This is a genomic window from Kitasatospora sp. NPDC101176 (assembly GCF_044768035.1).
Lineage (GTDB): Bacteria > Actinomycetota > Actinomycetes > Streptomycetales > Streptomycetaceae > Kitasatospora.
Genome location: NZ_JBIWPA010000030.1, coordinates 37,226 through 55,833, shown reverse-complemented (window position 1 = coordinate 55,833; position 18,608 = coordinate 37,226). Strand labels below are relative to the sequence as shown.

The 18,608-nt window shown below is 72.9% G+C and carries 12 protein-coding genes and 1 tRNA gene; 6 read left to right on the top strand and 7 right to left on the bottom strand.

The window, feature by feature from the left end; all coding sequences use genetic code 11:
- Window positions 1–3 precede the first annotated feature (3 nt).
- The 3 genes from ACIRS1_RS30605 to ACIRS1_RS30595 are packed head-to-tail and all read right to left on the bottom strand — an operon-like array spanning window position 4 to window position 6,856.
- Window positions 4–4,098 carry a TIGR02680 family protein gene (locus tag ACIRS1_RS30605; RefSeq protein ID WP_402845351.1) on the bottom strand — a complete coding sequence of 1,365 codons (4,095 nt, stop codon included), beginning with the start codon at window positions 4,096–4,098 and terminating at the stop codon, window positions 4–6.
- Entirely contained in the window at window positions 4,095–5,270 is a 1,176-nt protein-coding gene (locus tag ACIRS1_RS30600; RefSeq protein WP_402845349.1) for a TIGR02678 family protein, read from the bottom strand. The genes ACIRS1_RS30605 and ACIRS1_RS30600 overlap by 4 nt, the downstream gene beginning before the upstream one ends.
- Window positions 5,267–6,856, bottom strand: coding sequence for a TIGR02677 family protein (locus ACIRS1_RS30595; RefSeq protein WP_402845347.1), 1,590 nt, complete (start codon window positions 6,854–6,856; stop codon window positions 5,267–5,269). The genes ACIRS1_RS30600 and ACIRS1_RS30595 overlap by 4 nt, the downstream gene beginning before the upstream one ends.
- A 252-nt stretch (window positions 6,857–7,108) precedes the next feature.
- Between ACIRS1_RS30595 and ACIRS1_RS30590 the strand changes: the two genes are divergently transcribed.
- On the top strand, window positions 7,109–8,242 hold the full coding sequence (locus ACIRS1_RS30590; RefSeq protein WP_402845346.1) for a Fic family protein: 1,134 nt from the start codon (window positions 7,109–7,111) through the stop codon (window positions 8,240–8,242).
- Window positions 8,243–8,363: 121 nt separating this feature from the next.
- Here the strand turns inward: ACIRS1_RS30590 and ACIRS1_RS30585 are convergent, their stop codons facing one another.
- On the bottom strand, window positions 8,364–10,304 hold the full coding sequence (locus ACIRS1_RS30585) for a hypothetical protein (protein ID WP_402845344.1): 1,941 nt from the start codon (window positions 10,302–10,304) through the stop codon (window positions 8,364–8,366).
- Window positions 10,305–10,611: 307 nt separating this feature from the next.
- Between ACIRS1_RS30585 and ACIRS1_RS30580 the strand changes: the two genes are divergently transcribed.
- Window positions 10,612–12,069, top strand: coding sequence for a hypothetical protein (locus ACIRS1_RS30580; protein WP_402845343.1), 1,458 nt, complete (start codon window positions 10,612–10,614; stop codon window positions 12,067–12,069).
- Between the two features lie 414 nt (window positions 12,070–12,483).
- Window positions 12,484–12,570: transfer RNA gene (locus ACIRS1_RS30575), tRNA-Pro, on the top strand.
- Between the two features lie 85 nt (window positions 12,571–12,655).
- Here the strand turns inward: ACIRS1_RS30575 and ACIRS1_RS30570 are convergent.
- On the bottom strand, window positions 12,656–13,543 hold the full coding sequence (locus ACIRS1_RS30570; protein ID WP_402845341.1) for an NAD(P)-dependent oxidoreductase: 888 nt from the start codon (window positions 13,541–13,543) through the stop codon (window positions 12,656–12,658).
- A gap of 52 nt (window positions 13,544–13,595) precedes the next feature.
- Here ACIRS1_RS30570 and ACIRS1_RS30565 point away from each other — a divergent pair, with 52 nt between their 5' ends.
- A complete protein-coding gene (locus tag ACIRS1_RS30565; RefSeq protein ID WP_402845339.1) occupies window positions 13,596–13,991 on the top strand; it encodes a winged helix-turn-helix transcriptional regulator in 396 nt (131 codons plus the stop codon).
- 373 nt (window positions 13,992–14,364) lie between these two features.
- Here ACIRS1_RS30565 and ACIRS1_RS30560 read toward each other — a convergent pair whose 3' ends face one another.
- Window positions 14,365–15,606 carry an Ig-like domain-containing protein gene (locus ACIRS1_RS30560; protein ID WP_402845337.1) on the bottom strand — a complete coding sequence of 414 codons (1,242 nt, stop codon included), beginning with the start codon at window positions 15,604–15,606 and terminating at the stop codon, window positions 14,365–14,367.
- Between the two features lie 442 nt (window positions 15,607–16,048).
- Between ACIRS1_RS30560 and ACIRS1_RS30555 the strand changes: the two genes are divergently transcribed.
- Window positions 16,049–16,867, top strand: coding sequence for a hypothetical protein (locus ACIRS1_RS30555; protein ID WP_402845335.1), 819 nt, complete (start codon window positions 16,049–16,051; stop codon window positions 16,865–16,867).
- 23 nt (window positions 16,868–16,890) lie between these two features.
- Here ACIRS1_RS30555 and ACIRS1_RS30550 read toward each other — a convergent pair whose 3' ends face one another.
- Window positions 16,891–17,382, bottom strand: coding sequence for a DUF1269 domain-containing protein (locus ACIRS1_RS30550; RefSeq protein WP_360209850.1), 492 nt, complete (start codon window positions 17,380–17,382; stop codon window positions 16,891–16,893).
- A gap of 244 nt (window positions 17,383–17,626) precedes the next feature.
- Between ACIRS1_RS30550 and ACIRS1_RS30545 the strand changes: the two genes are divergently transcribed.
- Window positions 17,627–18,574 carry a polyphosphate kinase 2 family protein gene (locus ACIRS1_RS30545; RefSeq protein WP_387906540.1) on the top strand — a complete coding sequence of 316 codons (948 nt, stop codon included), beginning with the start codon at window positions 17,627–17,629 and terminating at the stop codon, window positions 18,572–18,574.
- The last annotated feature ends 34 nt before the right edge of the window (window positions 18,575–18,608 follow it).

Genomic DNA, 18,608 nt, shown 5'->3' with positions numbered 1-18,608 from the left:
CGCCTACTCCGCGTCGAGCAGGGACGGCTGGTCGGCGCTCGCCGCCTGGGCGGGGACGTGCGGGACGGGCCGCTGCTCGCGGCTGCGCGCGGTGCCGTCCCAGCGCCACGGGGTGACCAGGACGGCGTCGATGCCTTCGCGGCGGCTGAGCTGGGCGATGCCGATGCCGGGTACGGTGGGGTAGCAGGCCCATTCGCGTTCGCTGGTCATCACCACGTCCAGGTCGAACGAGGCGAGCAGGCCCAGGCACTTGGCCCGGGAGTCGTCGTCGACGCCGGCGAACGCCTCGTCCAGCGCGATCAGGCGCGGGGCGTGCGGGCTGCCGGAGGAGTAGTGCGAGGAGGCCGCGGCGAACAGCGGGACGGAGGCGGCGAGCACGCGTTCGCCGCCGGAGGCGGGGCCGGTGGCGGGCCGCCACTGTCCGTCCTGGCGGCGCTGGATGGTGAAGGCGTGCCAGGCGCGGTGGTCGAGGGCGCGGGTCAGCTGGTCGGCCCAGGAGTCGCCGGGGTTGTGCTCGCGGTCCTGGGCGATCCTGGCCTGGAGGAACTCGCCGACGGCGGCCCGGTCCGCGGGGGTCCAGGCGTCGGAGGACTGGCGCAGCAGGCGGGTGCGGACGGCCTCCAGCCCGGGCGGGGCGTCCTTGGCGGGCTGCCACTGCAGGCGCAGGGTCATGCCGGTGGAGGTGGGGCGGGCCGCCAGGTCCTCGTTCATCGCCTGCACCTGTTCCTCGGCGGCGGCGATCAGTTCTTGGAGGGCACCCGCGACCTCGCCGACGAGGTGGTTCTCCAGCAGCTCGCGCTCCTTGGCGGAGAGCAGCCGGGTGCGCTGCTCGACCTCCTCGCGCAGCGAGTCGGCAAGGGCGGGCACGTCGTGGGTGCGGCCCTGGAAGACCACGTCGACGATCATGATGCCGTCGTGCAGGGTCATGCCGACCGAGTGGCCGTGGCGGCCGAGGGCGTCGGTGAGCACCTTGTGCTCGGTGGAGATCCGCTGCTGGATCAGCTCCCAGCGGCGCTCGGAGTCGTCGGTGTCGTCGAGTTCCTGGTTGACCGTGCGGGCCAGGGCCACGGCCGGGGTGGGGGCCCAGGGCTCGTCGAGCGGCGGGACGGCGAGCTCGGGGAGCGCGGCGGTGAGCAGGCCGGTGGCGGCGAAGGAGCGCAGGGCGCTCACGGCGCGGTCGCGTTCGGCGGTGGCCTCCTCGATCCGGGTGCGGATCTCGCCGCACCGGCCCTCGGCGCGGGCGCGGGCGGTCATGGCCTCGTCCCGGGTGCGGCGGGTGGTCTTCTCCTCGGCGTCCCGCGCCGTGATCGCCGCGTCGGTCTCGGCCAGGCGGCGGAACAGCTCCTCGACGCCTGCTCCGACGGTCTCGGCGAGCACCCGGTGGTGTTCGGCGGCGGCTTCTGCGGTGCGGCGGGCTGCGGTTTCGGCCTCGGCGGCCTCGGCGAGCGCATCTGCTGCGGTCTCGGCCTCGGCGGCGGTCTCCGCGGCGAGGGCGGCCGAGCGGGCCCGGGCGGCGGCGGCCGGGAGGAGCGCGGCGAGGGCGGCGGCGTAGCCGGAGACGGCGTCGCGGACCTGGTCGAGTTCCTCGCGGGTGATGGGCAGGTTTGTGTCCTGGGCGTATTCGTGGACCTCCCGGTCGGCTCGCTCGGCGTCCTCCTGGCGGGTGGCGGCCTCCTGCTCGGCCTCCACGAGGCGGTCCGCCAGGCGGCGTACGTCCTCGGCCTCGTGGCCGGCGCGGGCGTGTGCCTCGCGCAGCGCGTGGTCGGAGGGCTGGGCCTGCTGCTCGGCGGACAGGGCGGCGGAGCGGGCCCGGACGTCGCCGCGCTGGACATCCAACTCGTCCAGTCGCACGGTGAGTTCACTGCGCCGGGCGGTCAGTTCGGCGAGCCGGGTGCGGCGGGCGGCCTCCCGGGCGCCCTCGCCGAGGTAGTGGGCGGTGGGCTTGGTCCAGCGGCCGGTCAGGACGCCGATGCGGTAGCGACCGTCGGCGGCCACCCAGGTGTGGTGCCCGGTGTCGTCGTCGAGGGCGATCGCGGCGAGGACGGCCCCGACCGCCTCGTCGGCGAGGGCGGCGGCCGGCGGGTCGGCGCGGTCCACGGCGGGGCGCAGCACGGAGGCGAGGGTGGCACCGGGAGCCCTGGCGCCGGCCAGCAGGGTGGCGTCGTCGGCGTCGAGCAGGGCGCCGTCCGGGGTCAGCCAGGCGTCCAGCAGTCCGGCGGCCTCCAGCGCGGCCTCGATCCCGGCGCGGTGCTCGGCCGGTACGTGGTCGGCGAAGTCGACGGCCCGCCACAGCGGCGCACCGGGCCGATCGGGGCGCGAGTGAGGGTCGCGGGTATGAGCCAGGGGCGGGGCGTCGTGGCCGCCGGACTCCAGACGGGCGGTCTCCTCGTCCACGGCGGCGAGTTCACGCCGGGCGGCGGCGTGCTCGGCGTCGAGTTCGGTCTCGCGGCGGGTGAGCGCGCCCACGGCCGTGCGGTACGCGGCGGTGGCGGCCTCGGCGGCGGGGTCGGGCCCGGCGAGCGTCTCGGTCCAGGCGTCGAGCTCCGCGAGGGCCCGGGCGGGGTCGGCCAGACGCAGCTCGACCGTGCCGGCGGCCCAGGTGCGCCAGGCGGTGACCAGGGCGGTGCCCTGCCCGGTGACGGCCTGCGCGGCCTCGGCGGACCGCTCGCGGGCGGCTTCCAGGTCGGCGGAGCGGCGGGCGGCCTCGGTCCGTGCCGTACGGGCTCGCCCCTGCGCCCGCTCGGCCTCGGTGAGCAGGGCCGCGAGGCCGGTCACGGCCTGGCGACGGCGTTCCACCGCCCGCTCGCCCGCCCGGCGGGTGTCCTGAAACGGCGCGCGGTCGAGCTCCAGCGCCCCGGCCACCGGGGCGTGGTCGATTCCGGCCGCTTCGGCGACCTCGCGTGAGGTGCCGTCGGCTTCGGCGACGGCGGCCCGGTCGGCCTCGTGCTGGGCATGCGCGGCGGCGGCACGGCGCTGCCAGTCGTCGGCCTGACGGCGCGCGGATCGGCGGGCACCGGTGCGGTCGTCGGCGACAGCGCGCAGGGCCTCGGCGGTCTTCGCGGCCCGGTCCAGCTCGCGGGCGGCGTCCATCTCGGGGCTGCGGGTGAGGGCGTCCCGGGCGGCGGCCAGGGTCTCCCGGGCGTCTTCCAGCTCCTCCAGGCGCGTCTCCGCCTGCCCCAACTGCTCCTCGGCGGCGGAGTGTTCGGCCTCGGCCTCGCCGAGGTCGCGGCCCAAGTGCTCGTACCGGCTGTGCGCGACGCGCAGCGTGCCGGCCTGGCGCTTGGCCGCGATCCGCGCGTAGCGGCGGTAGTGGGTGAGGAAGTCGGCAGCAGCGCCGGACGCCTCGGCGAGCGCTTCCAGCGCGTGCCGTTCCTCGTCCAGGCCGCGGAATGCCTCGGCGACCTCGCCGACCAGGGCGGGGTCGAGTGGCGGCAGCGCCTCGGTGAGCGCCCTGGACAGCAGCTTCTCGTCGGGCTTCTTGGACAGCTGCGGCTGGCGCAGCTGGATCAGCAGGTTGACCAGCGCCTCGTACCGGCCCGGGCCGAGGCCGAACAACTGCTCGTCCACCGCCCGGCGGTACTCGGCGGCCGTGTCGTGGACCAGCCCGTGGCCCTGGAGCGCCTCGCGCAGCCGTTCCCGGGTGTACGGGACGCGGGTGGCGGACAGCAGCGGCAGGTCGGGGCCGACGCGCAGTGTGGTGGTGAAGAACCAGTGCTTGGCGATGCCCTTGCCCTTGACGGCCTTCAGGCCGCAGCCGATCGTCCGGTACTGCGGCGTGCCGTCCTCGCCGATCCGTCCGAACTCCAGCCAGGTGTAGCCGGTGCGCTCGTCGTGCGGGTGCTTGCCACCGAGCAGCAGGTTCCACTCCATCCGCTTGGCGCGGTCGCCGTCCGGCTCGACCCGGTGCGCGGCGAGTTCGCCGTCCAGCAGGAAAGGCAGGGTGAGCGCGAGCACCTTGGACTTGCCGGTGCCGTTGTTGCCGCGCAGCAGCAGCCGCCCGTCGTGGAAGCGGAACTCCTCGGCGTCGTAGTAGAAGATGTCGACCAGCCCGGCGCGCAGCGGCTGCCAGCGGTTCTTGGTGGGCTGCGGCAGGGTCATGAGCGGGAGCGGGCCTTTCGGACGGTCGGGGCGGCCAACGCGTAGCGGACCAGGGCGGGCTTGGCGATGACGGTCGTGCCGTCGCGGGTGACCAGGTCGAGGGCGGCGAGGCGGTCCAGGGCCTGGGTAAGCAGGTCGGCCGCGGCGGCGGGCTCGGCGGCGCCCTTGCGCCAGTACGAGCGGTGTTGCACGGCCAGCTCCCGTACCAGCTCGACGAGTTGGGGTTCGGTGCGGGGGCCGTCGGCCGTTGCCAGGTGGGCGGCGACCAGCAGGGTGGCGTGGCCGTCCGTGCCCTGCTCGGGCATCCGCACGTCGGTCAGTTCGTCGTCCGGGTCGACCATGGCGATGCCCTCGGCGCGCAGCTCCGCCACCAGGCCGGTGAGTTCGGTGATCCGACGGGTGATCGCGTGGCGTTGGGAGACCAGGTAGGTCCGCTCGTCCTCCGGCAGCTCGGCGTAGTACACCACCGGGTCGTCCAGCAGTCTGCGGGTGAGCCGGTGGCGCAGCGCCCGCAGCCGCAACTCCTCGGTGTCGGGCGTCACTTCGGAGGTGAGCAGGGACAGGAGCTCGCCCGGGGCGGCGGTTTCGACGGTGGACGGGCCGCGCGTCGCGGACAGCAGCGCGGCCAGGACGCGGCGGCGCACGTCGTAGAGCACGTCGTTGGACGCCTCCGACAGGTATGCCTCCTCGTCTCCCGCGACGCGGTGGAGCACCCCCGAGTCCAGCAGCAGCCGTACGGCGGCCACCAGGTCGGTCCGCTCCTCGCGGCGGTCCAGCCCGAATTCGACGCCGGCCGCCGCCAGCGCCGGATCGGCGGCCGCCGTCAGCACGCCGTCGGCCAGCCGGCCGAGGGTGATCTGGGCGTCGGCCCGCTCCAGCACCGCCAGTGCCAGGCACAGCAGTACGTAGCGGCGGCGGGTGAACGCCACCTTCGTGCGCGGCGCCCGGGCGGGCCGGCTCGCGTCGTCCAGCCGGGCGGGCGTCTTGTACAGGCGCGCGGTCTCGGCGTCGATCGCCAGCCGCCAGCCGGTCTCCTGGGTGAACCAGGCCGCCAGCTCCCCCGCGTGCTTGCGCACCAGCCGGAACTCCGGGCGTTCGGTGGTCATCAGCGGCGAGGCGAGCAGCGCGCGGGCGGCCCGGCGCCGCTCGGCCTGGATCTCGGCGTCGGTCATGCCGCACTCCCGGCGGGCGCGAGGTCGATGATCTCGATGATGTGCTCCGGCCCGGAGAGCACGCCGTCCGCCGTCTGGATCTCCACCACCGTGTCCGGGTCGACCAGTTTCAGCCGGACCTCCATGGTGCCGTCGCCGGTGATCGCCGAGGACTCGCTCTCGCCGGGTGTCCGGGCCGAGAGCGCGTCGCCGAGCACCGTCAGGAACAGCCGGAAGGCGTGCGGGTCGAGCCCGTCCGGGCCGGCCAGCTCGGAGAGCAGGACCGGGCCGTCGGTGGCCAGCCGGGCCCGGGCGGCGGCGGTCTGGGCGGCCTCCAGCTCGACCTGCTCGGCCAGTACCTGCCGCGCCGCCGTGCGGTCGGTGACCCGGTTGGGCGCGCCGCGCCGCTCGTATGAACCGGTCTCACGAAGGCGCGGGCTGATCTCCAGCGCTGGGGCCTCGGCCCACGGGACGGCGGCTGGCAGGTCCGCGTCCTGCCAGGCCGCCTCGGTGGCGGCGTCCACCGTCAGGTGCCGGGCCGGGGTGAGTGCGAAGGCGGCCCGCCACAGCCGGTGCGCGGCGGCGTCGTCCGGGGCCTGGGCGAAGAGCCGGGCCAGCGCCCGGAAGTCGGCCGAGCGGTCCGAGCGGCCGCCGCGCCGCTCGTTCAGCGCCGCCACGGTGTTCACCAGGCCGGTGATCGCACTGACCGCAGCGCTGCGCAGCAGTTTCGCCTGGGAGGGCTGGCGGGCGGATCGGCTGAGGAACCAGTCGGCCAGGCCCCGCCAGCGGTTCTCCCACGCGGTCAGCGCCGCCCGCGTCGCCTCCGCGCGGGCCTGCTCCGCCTCCGGCTCGTCCGAGTCGGAGGCGGAGGGTACGGCGTCACCGGCCTCCCGCCGGGCGGCCGCCAGCAGCAGCCGCTCCATGTCGGCGGCGTTCAGCCGGGTGAGCAGGTCCGCGATCTGCGCTCCGCGGCCCGCAAGGTCGGCGATGAAGCGCTCGATGTACTCGACCAGCCGGTCCTTGTACGCGATGAACGCGTCCTCGTCGCCGTCCTGGAAGTCGATGGTGCGCCGCAGCGAAGCCATGAATGCCTGGGCGTTGTCGGCCAGGCTGCCGAACCGCTCGGCGATCTGGAGCAGCAGCAGGTGCGCCTTCGCCGGGTCGGAGTCCCGCGCCTGGGCGAGGACCAGCAGCGAGCCCAGCTGCTCGGCGATGTCCGCCAGGGCCACCGACTGCAACTGCCCGCGCTGGCCCAGCGCCTGCTCGTACAGGGCCACCGCGCGCAGCGCGGCCTGACCGTGGCGGGTGAGTTGGTACAGGTAGCGCGCCCGGTGGAAGTCCTCGACCGAGGTCACCCGGCCGGTGTCGGCGTCCGCCCGGAGGTTGCCCCACTCGACCAGCTTCTCCAGCGCCGCGCCGACCGCCTCGACCGACGTGGTTGATCGGTCATCGAAGCCCCGGCGCAGCTCGGCGGCCACGTCCTCCGGCCGCAGGTGGACGATGAACCGCTCCCGCGCCTGCGCGAACACGGCCAGGACCTGCCCGTACAGAACGGCGTTCGGGGCCTGGAGATGGGCGAACGGCTGAGGCGGCGGAGCAGTGGACACGCGCCCCAGTGTTACAGAACCAGCCACCCGCTCGGGCACGAACCGGAAACTCCGGACAGCGGGGCGATCTCGACCGCGGCACCCAGCGGTCGAGCGTGAAGGCCCGGGAGGGGGCACGGCCCCGGCCTGGGCGGAGCACGGTGCCCCACCGCCGCGTAGAGGACGCCGACCAGCCGGAGTGCCGGTGGCGCCTACTTGCGGTCGGCCGTTGCATTTCTTGACGTGATGATCCCATGATGGTGTCATTGACTCGTGCTGTATTCGCTGCCTGAACTCGAAGACGCCGACCGGACTGTCCTCGCGGAGATCGAGGGCATGCGGGATCGGCTGCGCCTGCATCTGCGCACGCCTCGACGATGGGAGGGGCAGCTGCAGCGCAACCTGACCGCGCGGGCGATCGCCGGGTCGAACACGATCGAGGGCTACGCCGCGAGCGTTTCGGACGTCGAGGACATCATGGTCGGCGAGGCGCCGATCGACGCGAACGACACCGTCGCGGTCGAGATCGAGGGCTATCGGCAGGCGATGACCTACATCCAGCGTCTTGCCGAGGCCGGTGAGGACTTCGCGTACAGCAAGGGGCTGCTCAACGCTCTGCACTTCATGATGCAGGGCCACCACCTGGTCAAGCGGCCCGGCTGGTGGCGCACCGGTCCGGTGTACGTCACGTCGGCTGAGGATCCCACCATCGCTGCCTACACCGCGCCGGACGCCGACCTGGTCCCGTTGCTCACCGGTGAGCTGGTGGAGTGGCTGAATGACGGTGACCTCGACGCGCCCGGACTGGTTCGGGCGTCGATGGCGCACCTGAACCTGGTCGCGATCCACCCGTGGTCGGACGGCAACGGGCGGATGTCCCGCGCTCTGCACACCCTGGTCCTCGCCCGCGAGGGGATCATGGCGCCGGAGTTCTCCAGCATCGAGGAGTGGCTCGGCCGGGCCCGCAACACCTACCGCTACTACGACGTCCTCGGTGAGGTCGGCGGCCCCGTCTGGACCCCCGGGCGGGACACCCTCCGGTGGGTCCGGTTCTGCCTGCGGGCCCACCACCAGCAGGCCCAGAGCGTCGAGCGGCAGGTGAAGACCACCCGCGAGGTCTGGACCGCCCTGGACGAAGCCGTCGAGCAGCGTGGCTGGCCCGACCGGATGCTCTACGCCCTCTATCCCGCGGCCATGGGCAACCGCCTGCGCCGCGCGACCTACCAGGCCGACGCCGAACTGAGTGAGCAGCAGGCCCAGCGCGACATCCGCGAACTCGTCCGCGCCGGCTGGCTCGCCGCGAAGGGCGAAGCCCAAGGCCGCTACTACCTCGCCGGCCCAGACCTTCCCGAAGAGATCACACGCGGGGTCCGTGAGCCCCGGCCGCTGCGTGACCCCTACGCGTGACCCGGCAAGGCGGAGGTGAAGCTGCCTCACCAGCCAGGCATTTCCCACACCCCTCGCCGCCAGCCATCACTGGCGCTCGGTTGCCATCTAGCCCGTGTGGCTCTGCGCAGCCCGGGCACTGTCACCGGGAACCGGGTGGCTTGGGCCACGCCGTTCCGTCTGCGGCGGCCGTGAGGATGTCTCCGAGGCGGAGCCAGGCGTTGGGGCCGGAGTTGCTGATCGGGCTGTCGGCGAATCGCTGCCAGGCATGGGGGTCGTCGCCGAGCGCTGCTTCCACCAGGGCGATCACGGTGGGATGCGTGCTGTTGTAGTGGTGTCCGCGTGCTTTGAGTGCCGTCCATGCGGGCAGGGCGAGGATGGTCTCGCTGGGGCAGTTGGGCAGGGCGAGGACCTGCCGGGCCCACGCTTCGCGGTTGCTGGGGCCGCCGCCGAGCCGACGGCGAAGCTCGCGGGTGAGGGTGTGGACGGCGTGGCGCGGATCGGAGTGGCGGGCGAGGAGTGGGGCGAACGCCGGTTCGCTGCGGTGGCCGTGCCAGGCGAAGGACAGCAGTGCCTTCTCCACGAGTGCGTCGTCACCGGTGTGCCGGTTCAGGTACGCGTCGAGCACCTCCGCGGTGACGGCAGACAGGCTCCGGACCGTCACTTCTTCGGGGTTGCCGAGGGCCGTGCGACGGGTCGCGGGCGGCTGCGGGGCGGGGTCGGCGACGATCCGCGTTATCGCGTCCAGGAGTTCGTCGAACTGCCTCCGGTCCTCCTGGGACTTGTAGTCGTACGACTGGGGACCGGACCGGCCGCGGCGGGCGTCGCGGATCACCAGTCGAACGGTCGCTTCGACGGCCGGTGTGAGTTCGGGCAGGTGGACCAGCATGTCGCGGATCCAGCGCAGGTCGGACGCTGTGCTGATTCCGTAGAGGTCCTTCGGCTTCCAGGTCCGGAGCGCCTGCGCGGCCGTTTGGGCGAAGTGCCGCCCCAGGTCGGCGAGTTCGTCCGGATGGCTTTGCCAGGTGTGGGGATCGCCGTAGGCGGGTTTGGCCTCGGTGGGGTTCAGGATGAGGCGCCACCGTCCGTCGGCGGCGCGCCTGACCCAGGAGACGGCGGAGTCAGTGCCCCAGCGGGCCTCGAAGCCGTCGCGCAGGTACAGGAACTCGATGTCCCGACGTTCGGTCTCCTCCAGGGCGGCGAGCTCGGCCGCGAAGTGTTGGCGGGCCTGCTCTTTCGAGGACCCGTCCTGGAGAAATGTGCAGATCCGGACAGTGAGCATGGCGGCATCGAACCGGGCGAGGTCGTCCAATGCGAGCTGGCGGAGGAGAGCCGGCTCGACCGTCCACGGAACGCTGCCGAGCAGCTGGTCGCGGACGAGTCGGCTCGCCGAGGTGCCGGTGGTCATGGCGAGGAGCTGGGGGTGCCGGTCGGGGTGCCGTTCGAGGACGGCCGACCACATGTGGCCCCAGGCGTCGAACGCCTTCCTGATCCGCTTGGACCAGGCGATGGAGTCCTCGTCCTCCAGCTGCGCGTGGTCGAGGTCGTCGGGCAGGAGCGAGACGGCGGCTTCGAACACGGCGTCGTGGAGGCGCCCCGTGCGGAGGACTACCTGTGCGGGCGTCGGTTCCTTGAGGAGTTCGGGCGTCATGTGCGGTGGTTTCGGCACCCGCCTGTGCAGCTCGTTGGCGACGGCGGTGCAGAGGTCGGCCGGGTGATGGGCGGCGCCGAGGGAGCCGAGCCGGCGGTCTGAGCAGCGGCGCAACGCGTCGGCCCGCAGAGCCGGATCGCAGTCGGGGTGGACGAGCGCGAGGACTACCAGCGAGGTCGAACCTGTCAGGTGGTCGTACTCGTTCTCGCGCTGCCGGAGCCCGTTCGCCACCGCGGCCTCCAGCAGCCAGGTAGGCGCCGACTCCCGGTACGGCTTGGCGAGCAGCGCGGCGAGGAGCGGTCCGCCCTGCTGGCTGTCGGCGACGCCACGGGCCTGTTCGGCCGCCATCCGGGCGGCAGCGGAACCGGGTTCGGCACCGGCCGCGAGCGTGGCCAGGAACTCCACGGGCAGATGGGTCTTGTCGGTGGCCAATTCGTTGCTTCCCTCTCCCCGGTGGCTCATCAGGTCCCATCCTGCTCCATCGGTCGGACAATCCGGGAGCGAACGACCGGACGGGGGGACTGTCACGGCTTCACCGGGGACAACTCCTCGGCGACTCGGGTACGGTGTCGGACAGGACCAGGTCCGGACCACTGACAGCATCGGCGGTACCAGCCTCGGGCCGATCGTTTTCTCCACCGTCCGGAGGCGCGTCAGCAACGTGCCCACCAGCGGAACTCCACCTCCTTCCGCGCAGCCCGTACCGGGACGCGCCGTCCACTGCACCGGAGTTCCCCGCATGCCCGAGCATCACCTCACCGCCGTACCCCGCGACTTCCACTGCGAACACACCCCCAGCAAGAGCCGCGTCCTCGCACTCCTCTCCCACGAGGGCGGCTCCGACTCACTCCAGGCCATCCTCACCTGCCGCGACCCTGAACTCGCTCACCGCGCAGCCGAATTGTTGCGCCGCATCCTGCGAGGGCCGGCCGCCACGCAGGCGGCGGAGCTGGTGGACGGGCTCTGCCGGCAACTCCCGGACGCCCCGGCGTCCTCGCTGCGGCAGGCCGCCGCCTATGCGGGCTCCGGGACCTGGCCGGCCACCGTCGGAACGCACATCACCTGGCCCGAAGAGGCCGCGGTCGAGGCCCCGGGCCGGGACGAAGGCACCGACAACGAAGACGACGGCGACGGCGACGAAGCCCCGGACCCCGACGGCCCCGCACCGAGCGAGGTGCGGCTGCGTGACCTGTCGGGCCACGTCGTGCGGATCACCACGCTCCGCGAGTTCCACGTCCGCGACCGGCAGGCCCTGCTCAACGCGGCGGGCGAGCAGGGCTGGGAACCGATGCCCGCCGACCAGCTCGACGACGGCGACCCGCACGACGTGGTCGGCGCGGTCATGTGGCTCGCCGAACCGCCCGTCCACGTCGACGGGACGGACAGCCTCACCGACCACAGCCAGGGCTCGCTGCTCCAGCGGAGCAACGGCGACGAGGTCGCGGCGTGGAGCACGGAACCCGTCGTGGCGGACTTCGGCCCCGGCCGACAAGACGCCAAGGCCGAGCAGCCCTCCGAAAGCGGCCCCGGCGAGGACCTCCCCGACTTCGCAGCGCTGTTCCCCGCTCAGGCTCCGCACTGCGAGGATCCGGAGTGCGAAGACGAACGCTGCCTGTGGCAGCTGACTCCCCGCACAGCCGACCTCCTCTACACCGCGCTGTCGCTGCTGGCCGACGAGGCGTACGACGACGCCGAGGAACTCGGCGACGGACGCCTTGTGCCGGACGGGCACGAAGGCAACTGGGGGGTGTTCCCGCGGCTGCCGAAGCTGACCTTCGCGGCCGACCTGCAGTGGCGGCGCCGCTTCGCCCGCGCTGCCGACGACCTCGCGGACGATCTCGAACGTGGCCACTGGCCGCAGCCGACCTGCACCGCCGAGGAACTCGCCCTGCACCTCGCCATTGCCGACGCCGCCGACAGCGCCGACGAGCTCGGGGACGACCCCGGCGACACCGAAGACGCCACGCACAGCACACTGCCGGTCCACCGCGACGACTACGACTTCGACGCCTGCACCGACATGTTCTTCCAAGACACCGACGTCCTCATGCTCTACAGCTCCCGCTTCGATGGGATCGAGGACCCCGACGGCGACGCCAACAGCCAGCTCGGCGTGGGCGACCTGCGCGCGCAAGCGTGGTTCGAACCGTTCGGGAACGTCAAGGTACGTGACCCCCACCGCGGTTTCCGCCGCTGATGCTCCCGGGCACGCAACGGACGGTGGGCGCGCAGGCACTTTGCTCACCGTCCGCAGCGGCCGGAAGCCTTTCTGGGTCACCATCCGTAGCCGGTGGGTAGGGGACCGTGGTCCACCTGCAGGAGCCGGCCTCGCGAGCCGGCCAGCGCCGTCGACGCAGCGGCTGTCGGGCGCGCGCGAAAGTGGTTGCTGAAGGGCCGACAGATCTCGTTCACCGGCAGTAGCTACGGCCGGGTCGCTGGCCCTGGGACCACTTTGGGACCACATCCGATGAGCGTCCGTGAACGCTGATGGGCGAAAACGGACACTTGTGCATGAAGTAAACACTGGGCCACTGTCAGCAGTCTGTGGCACCGCTCCTGCGGGGAGTGTCCAACCCGCGTGCACCTCATGGCAGTTGAGCAACAATAAGGCCGGGACCTTGGGGTCCCGGCTGTCGACAATAGTTGAACCCCTTGACTGGGGGTCAAGGGGTCGCAGGTTCAAATCCTGTCGTCCCGACAGTATGTCGGAAGGCCGTTGGCTGGGAGGAATCCCAGGTCAACGGCCTTTTTGTTGATGGTCCGGCAGGGGGTCGGTGCCGGGTTCAGTGGCGGCTGAGGACCTCGGCGAGGCGGCTTACTCCGTCCTCGCCGTGGCCGAGGGCGATGGTCCGGCGGAGCAGGCCTTCGGCTGCGCGCATCACGCCGGACTCGATGCCGTGCGACTCGGCGGTGTGCACGACGTGGGCCATGGTGGAGACTCCGGAGGTGAGCGGGTTGATCGCGCCCGAGTAGCTGCCGCTGTCGAAGTCCTCGGCGAACTCGGCGAAGAGCGGGGGCAGGATCGCGCCGATCCCCTGGGCGAACGGAGCCAGCTCGCGGCCGCTGATCCTCTCCGCCTTGGCCAGCGCCAGCGCGTGCACGTACCCGGCCATCGCCGTCCAGAAGACGTCCAGCAGCGCGATGTCGAAGCCGGCCGCCCGGCCGATCTCCTCGCCGAGGTGGGTGCGGGTGCCGCCGAGTGCCGCCAGCACCGGCGCGTGCCGCTCGTAGAGGTCGGCCGGCCCGCTGAGGATGATGACCGCCTCCGGAGTACCGATGCTCGGGGCCGGGGTCATGACGGCGCCGTCCAGGTACTCGACGCCGTGCTCCGCGGCCCAGGCGGCCGTGGACCGGGCCCGGTCCGGCGCGTCGGCGGTCAGGTTGACGAGCGCCCGGCCCTTGAGCGCGGCCTCGACCTCGTCGCGGTGCAGCACGGCGTCCGAGGCGTCGTAGTTCACCACGCAGATGACGGTCAGCTCGCTCGCGGCCACGGCCTCCTCCGCCGTGGCCGCGCTCACCGCGCCCCGGGCGACCAGTGCGGTGTCCCGGCCCGGGGTGCGGTTCCAGACCGTGGTTCGGACGCCGGCGTCCACGAAGGCACCGGCCAGGGCGCGTCCCATCGGCCCGAGGCCGAGCACGGTGACGGTGGGCCGGGTGTGGTTGGTAGGCATGATTCGTCTCCTGTAGACATGGTGGTGGACAACGACCACCCGGGGGTGAGGGATGACGCGCAGTCAGGCCGTGGACCCGAACGTGTGCGGGGTGACCGCCGTGATCGCCGTGATCGACGGCAAGTGGAAGACGTCCCTGCTCTGGCTGCTGGAGGCCGGCCCGTGGCGCCCCGCCGAACTCCGCCGGCGGCTGCCGGGTCTCAGCGAGAAGGTCCTGACCCAGGCGCTGCGTGAGATGGAGTCCGACGGCCTGGTGCACCGCGAGGTGTACGACGTCCTTCCACTGAAGACGGTCTATTCCCTGACCGACTTCGGCCGCCGCCTCTCCGTCGCCCTCGGTCCGGTCTCCGACCTCGGGCACGAGCGCCTCGACCGCATGGCGGCCGAGCGGGCCGGACGGGTCGAGCAAGCCGGACAGGCCGGACGGGTCGAGCGGTCGATCTCCTGACCTGGTGTCATCTCCCCTCGTTCTTCCGGGCACCAGTCTCGTCGCGCCGCACGTCGGTGCCCAGTACGCACAAAAAAGTGGCCACTCGGTGCGAACCGTCGGTCGCCGAGGGACGGGCCGAGGTGGCGACAGGAAGGCCGTCCGGCCGGACGTGCCGGTGCAGAACGCCCGCGGCGGAGCCCGTCTCGGTGGTGACCGCGCGGTTGGTCAGGGCGCTGGGCCCGTCCTGGAGCAGGATCCGCTCGGCGGCTTCACGACGAACTGCGCCGCCGTGGAGGTCACGGCGGCGCGGGCCGGTGGCGGACCGTCGGTCCGTCCCGCGGATGGGACGGGCCGACGGTCGGCTGCCGGGCGGCGGGGCGGGCGTCGGGGGTTACCAGGTGGTCCAGGGGAGGTTCCAGCCGCCCAGGCCGTTGTCGGGGGCGACGGGCTTCTCCTTGGTGTTCACGATCTTGACGACGTCGCCGATCAGGGAGTCGTTGAAGAGCGCCCCCGCGGGGGAGGTGTCGCTGCCGCCCTCGGTGTCCTTGAGGGCGATGCAGCCGTGGCTGGTGTTGGCCTTGCCGAACGGGTCGCCCTTGTACCAGTAGTTGCCGTGGAGGTAGGTGCCGCTCCTGGTCAGGCGCATCGCGTGCGGGACGGCGGGGATGTCGTACTCGCTGCCGAGGCCGACGGTCTGGGAGTTCATGTGGGTGACCTTCTCCTTCGACATGATCACCATGGTGCCGCCCCAGGACGGGTGCTTGTCGTCGCCGAGGGTGGCGGGCACGGTGGTGGTCTTGCCGTCCCGGACGATCGTCAGCTGGTGCGTGCTGGCGTCGGCGGTGGAGACCTGGGAGCGGCCGATGGTGAACGGCTCGTCCTTGTCCACGTCGCCGTAGACGCCGGGGGAGACCTCGACGCTCTTCAGCCGGTAGTGGATGGTGACCTTGGTGCCGGGCTTCCAGTAGTCGGCCGGGCGGAAGTCCAGCCGGTCGTCGCCGAACCAGTGGCCCTTCACCTCGGTGCCGTTGTCGGTCTCGAAGGTGATGCCCTTGGCGACGGCCTCCTTGTTGACGATCTTCGAGCTGAAGTCGACCTTGACGATCATGCCGACGCCGTAGGTGGAGCCGTCGGCGATGTTGTCGTTGGTGGAGACCTTCTTGCCGGGCGTCAGCGTGGTGAAGGCGGTGGTGGTGGCGGCCACCAGACCGTCGGCGTCCTTGGCCTGGGCGTTCACCGTGTAGGCCGTGCCGGGTGCGAGTGCGGCGGCGGGCTTCCAGCCGCTGCCGTCCGGGGCGATCGCGCCCTGGACGGGCTTGCCGTCCTTGTCGGTCACGTCGACGGTGGTGAGCTTGCCGTTCGAGACGGACACCTGGAGCGCGTTCGGGGCGGCGCCCTGGGTGCCGTCCTTCGGCTCGACCGCCAGCACCGCGGCCGACGTCTTCGGCGCGGCTGCGGCCGCGGAGGCGGACGCGGCGGTGGGAGCCGGGTCGGCCGCCGTGCCGCTCTTGCCCTGGTCGTCCCCGCAGGCCGCGGTCATCAGCAGGACCCCGCCCATCGTCAGCGCCACCGCGCCGCGGTGGAGACGGTCGGTGGTGCGTATGGCGGCCCGGGCCGCCCGAACAGTGCTCACAGTTGCTCCCTCTCGGTGTTCGTCGCCAGCTTGTCCGCCGCTCCGTCCCGGCCACAACGGCCGACGGTCGATCAGGGACGCTGGGACGCCCGTACCTGCTGTGACCTGGGAAGACGTAGACCTCCGGGGACGCGTCAGCGGGACGGCGGAACCGCGGGACGGCGTCCCGCGTGCTGTCAGCGGAAGCTCACGCCGAGAACTCCCGGCCGTCGGGGGCGGGGCGGGGCAGCCGTGGGACGGCGCCGAGCCTGCCGGCCGACGGCGGCCGGGTGCGGGGCGCGGTCACCGCGGGCGTCACCAGCGAACACGGCCGAGGGGAAGCGGGACGTTGAGGGAGCCGGCAGAGTCCCCGGCGCCGGCGGAGGCAGCGGCCCCGGAGCCCGCGGCCCCCGCGGTGCCGCCGGCCCGGCGGCGCGCCCGCCGGCGGGGCGTCCTCGCTGTGGTGACGGTCATCGCGGTGCTGCTCGCCGTGGGGGCCGTCGCCATCGGTCTGCGGAGCCGTCCGGACGGCAGCACCGACCCCGCTCGCGCCGCCGACGTGAGGCCGCTCGCGGGGCCCCCGTCGGTGGCAGCGTCCACCGCGCCGCCGTTGTCCGTCGCCAGGGCGGGGGCCGGGGCGGGGCCGTCAGGCGCGACCGGGGGGACGGCCCCGAGCACCAGCGCCCCGATCACCGTCGCCGTCCACCCCTCCGGCTGGAACACCGGGTGCGACCAGTACGTGGTCGACCGCCCGCCGTCCGAGGTCCCGCGGCCGCCCGAGGTTGCCGACGTGCCGGGCTGGGTCTCCCGGGTCGGCGCGGTGCCGGGCCACTCCCAGTCGGTCAAGCTCACCATCCGGGGCACGAGCCTGGACACCGTACTGCTGACGGGCCTCAACGTCCGGGTCACCCGTGTCGCTGCGCCCCTCGCCTGGAACGCCTACTCCATGGGCGAGGGCTGTCCCAGTGGAGTGGGCGCCGACTCCTACGCCGTCGATCTGGACGCGGCGCGCCCCGTACCGGTGGTGGCCAAGGGCAGCGGCGGGCTGCCGGCCAGGGTGACCGAGAGCGACCCGGTGGTCATCGAGGTCACCGCCGAGACCACCGTCCACGACGTCAGCTGGTACCTGGAGCTGGAGTGGGCCAGTGCCAGCCGGAAGGGGATGGTGCCTGTGGACCTCGGCCAGGGCACCCCGTTCCGCACCAGCCCGGTGAAGGGCCGGCCGCTGTACGTCTACCCGGCCGACGGGCACGCCCGGGAGCCGGCACCGCCCCCGCGGTGAGGGCGGGGGCGGGGGTGCGGGGGCTATTCGCCCTCGGTGAAGGCCTCGCGGAGGCGGGCCTCCTGCTCGGCGGAGAGGTTGGTCTGCAGGAGGACGGCGTGCTGGCCGGCGAAGGCGGAGTGGACGCGGTCGAGGACGGCGTCGGAGGTGAGGGCGAAGAGGGCGGAGCTGCCGGGGGTCACCTCGTCGCGGAGCTTCTTGATGAAGTCCTCGTCGATGCCGAGGTGGGCGAGGTGGCCGCCGAGGGCTCCGCCAGCGGCGCCGACGGCCGCGCCTAGGAGGGGGACGAAGAAGATCATTCCCAGGAGGAAGCCCCAGAAGGCGCCGCCCACGGCGCCCATTCCGGTCATGTCGCTGAGGTGGCGGGTGCGGGGCTTGCGGGCTCCGACGGGCCAGCTGACCACGGCTCCGTCCTGGACCTTGATGAGCTCCTGGCGCTGCAGGTCCTTCAGGGTGTTGAGGGCTTCGTCGGCTCCGGTGGCGGTGGGGAACCGCCAGACCGTCAGGGTCGCCATGGTGGTCTCCGATCGGTGGGGGAGAGGGAGGGGAGAGGGCGGGGAGGGGGAGGGTAGGGGGAGAGGAGGACAGGCCCATCGTCGGGGCCGGGCCCGGGGGCCGCCACGCGCGGGGCCCGGACGGGGGACGGCCGCGCCCCGGACGGGCGGCTCCGGATTGACGGGCGGGCCGGGGGAGCACAGCGTGGCAGGTGCTGGCGTGCCGGCGTGCCGGAGCGGTGGAGCGGAGAGGACGGTGCCGGTGATGTCGGACGGTCGGACGGCCAAACGCATCGCGAAGTTCGTCGAGCCGCTGCGGGTGGAGCCCGGGTCACGGGTGGACCTCGCGGAGGACTTCGACCCCCGGTTCAAGGCGGGCCTGAAGAAGCGCGACGGCGCGGAGCTGCTGCGCACCGGGGTGTCGCTGCTGTCGGAGTACCAGGCGCGGCTGGCGGCCCAGGACACCTACGGGGTGCTGTTCTGCCTGCAGGCGATCGACGCCGGGGGGAAGGACGGGACGATCCGGCACGTGATGAGCGGGGTGAACCCGCAGGGCGTCCGGGTGAGCAGCTTCAAGGTGCCGTCCGCGGAGGAGCTCGACCACGACTACCTGTGGCGGTACGCGCGGCGGCTGCCCTCGCGCGGGGAGATCGGGATCTTCAACCGGTCGCACTACGAGGAGGTCCTCGTGGTGCGGGTCCATCCGGAGAACCTCGACCGGCAGAAGCTCCCGGAGGAGGCGAAGGGCCGGAAGGTCTGGCACCGCCGCTACCGGGAGATCAACGACTGGGAGCGCTACCTGACCGACAACGGGATCAGGGTGGTGAAGGTCTTCCTGAACCTGTCCGAGGAGGAGCAGCGCACCCGCTTCCTGAAGCGGATCGACCTCCCGGAGAAGAACTGGAAGTTCTCCGCGGCCGACATCCGCGAGCGCGAGCGGTGGGACGACTACCAGGAGGCGTTCTCCGACATGCTCTCGGCCACGAGCACGCCGTGGGCGCCGTGGTACGTCGTGCCGGCGGACCGCAAGTGGTTCGCGCGGATCTGTGCGGCGGCCGTGCTCGCCCACACCCTGATCGGGATCGATCCGCAGTACCCCACGGTCGACGCGCAGGCCAGGAAGGAGCTCCTGGCGGCCAGGCGGCAGCTGGAGCGGGAGGCTCCCCGGGGTGCCGCGCGCGATCCGTACGCGGCGGAGCACCGGAAGGGCTGACCCCGCCGGGGGCGTCCGCCCGCGCGGGCGCCCG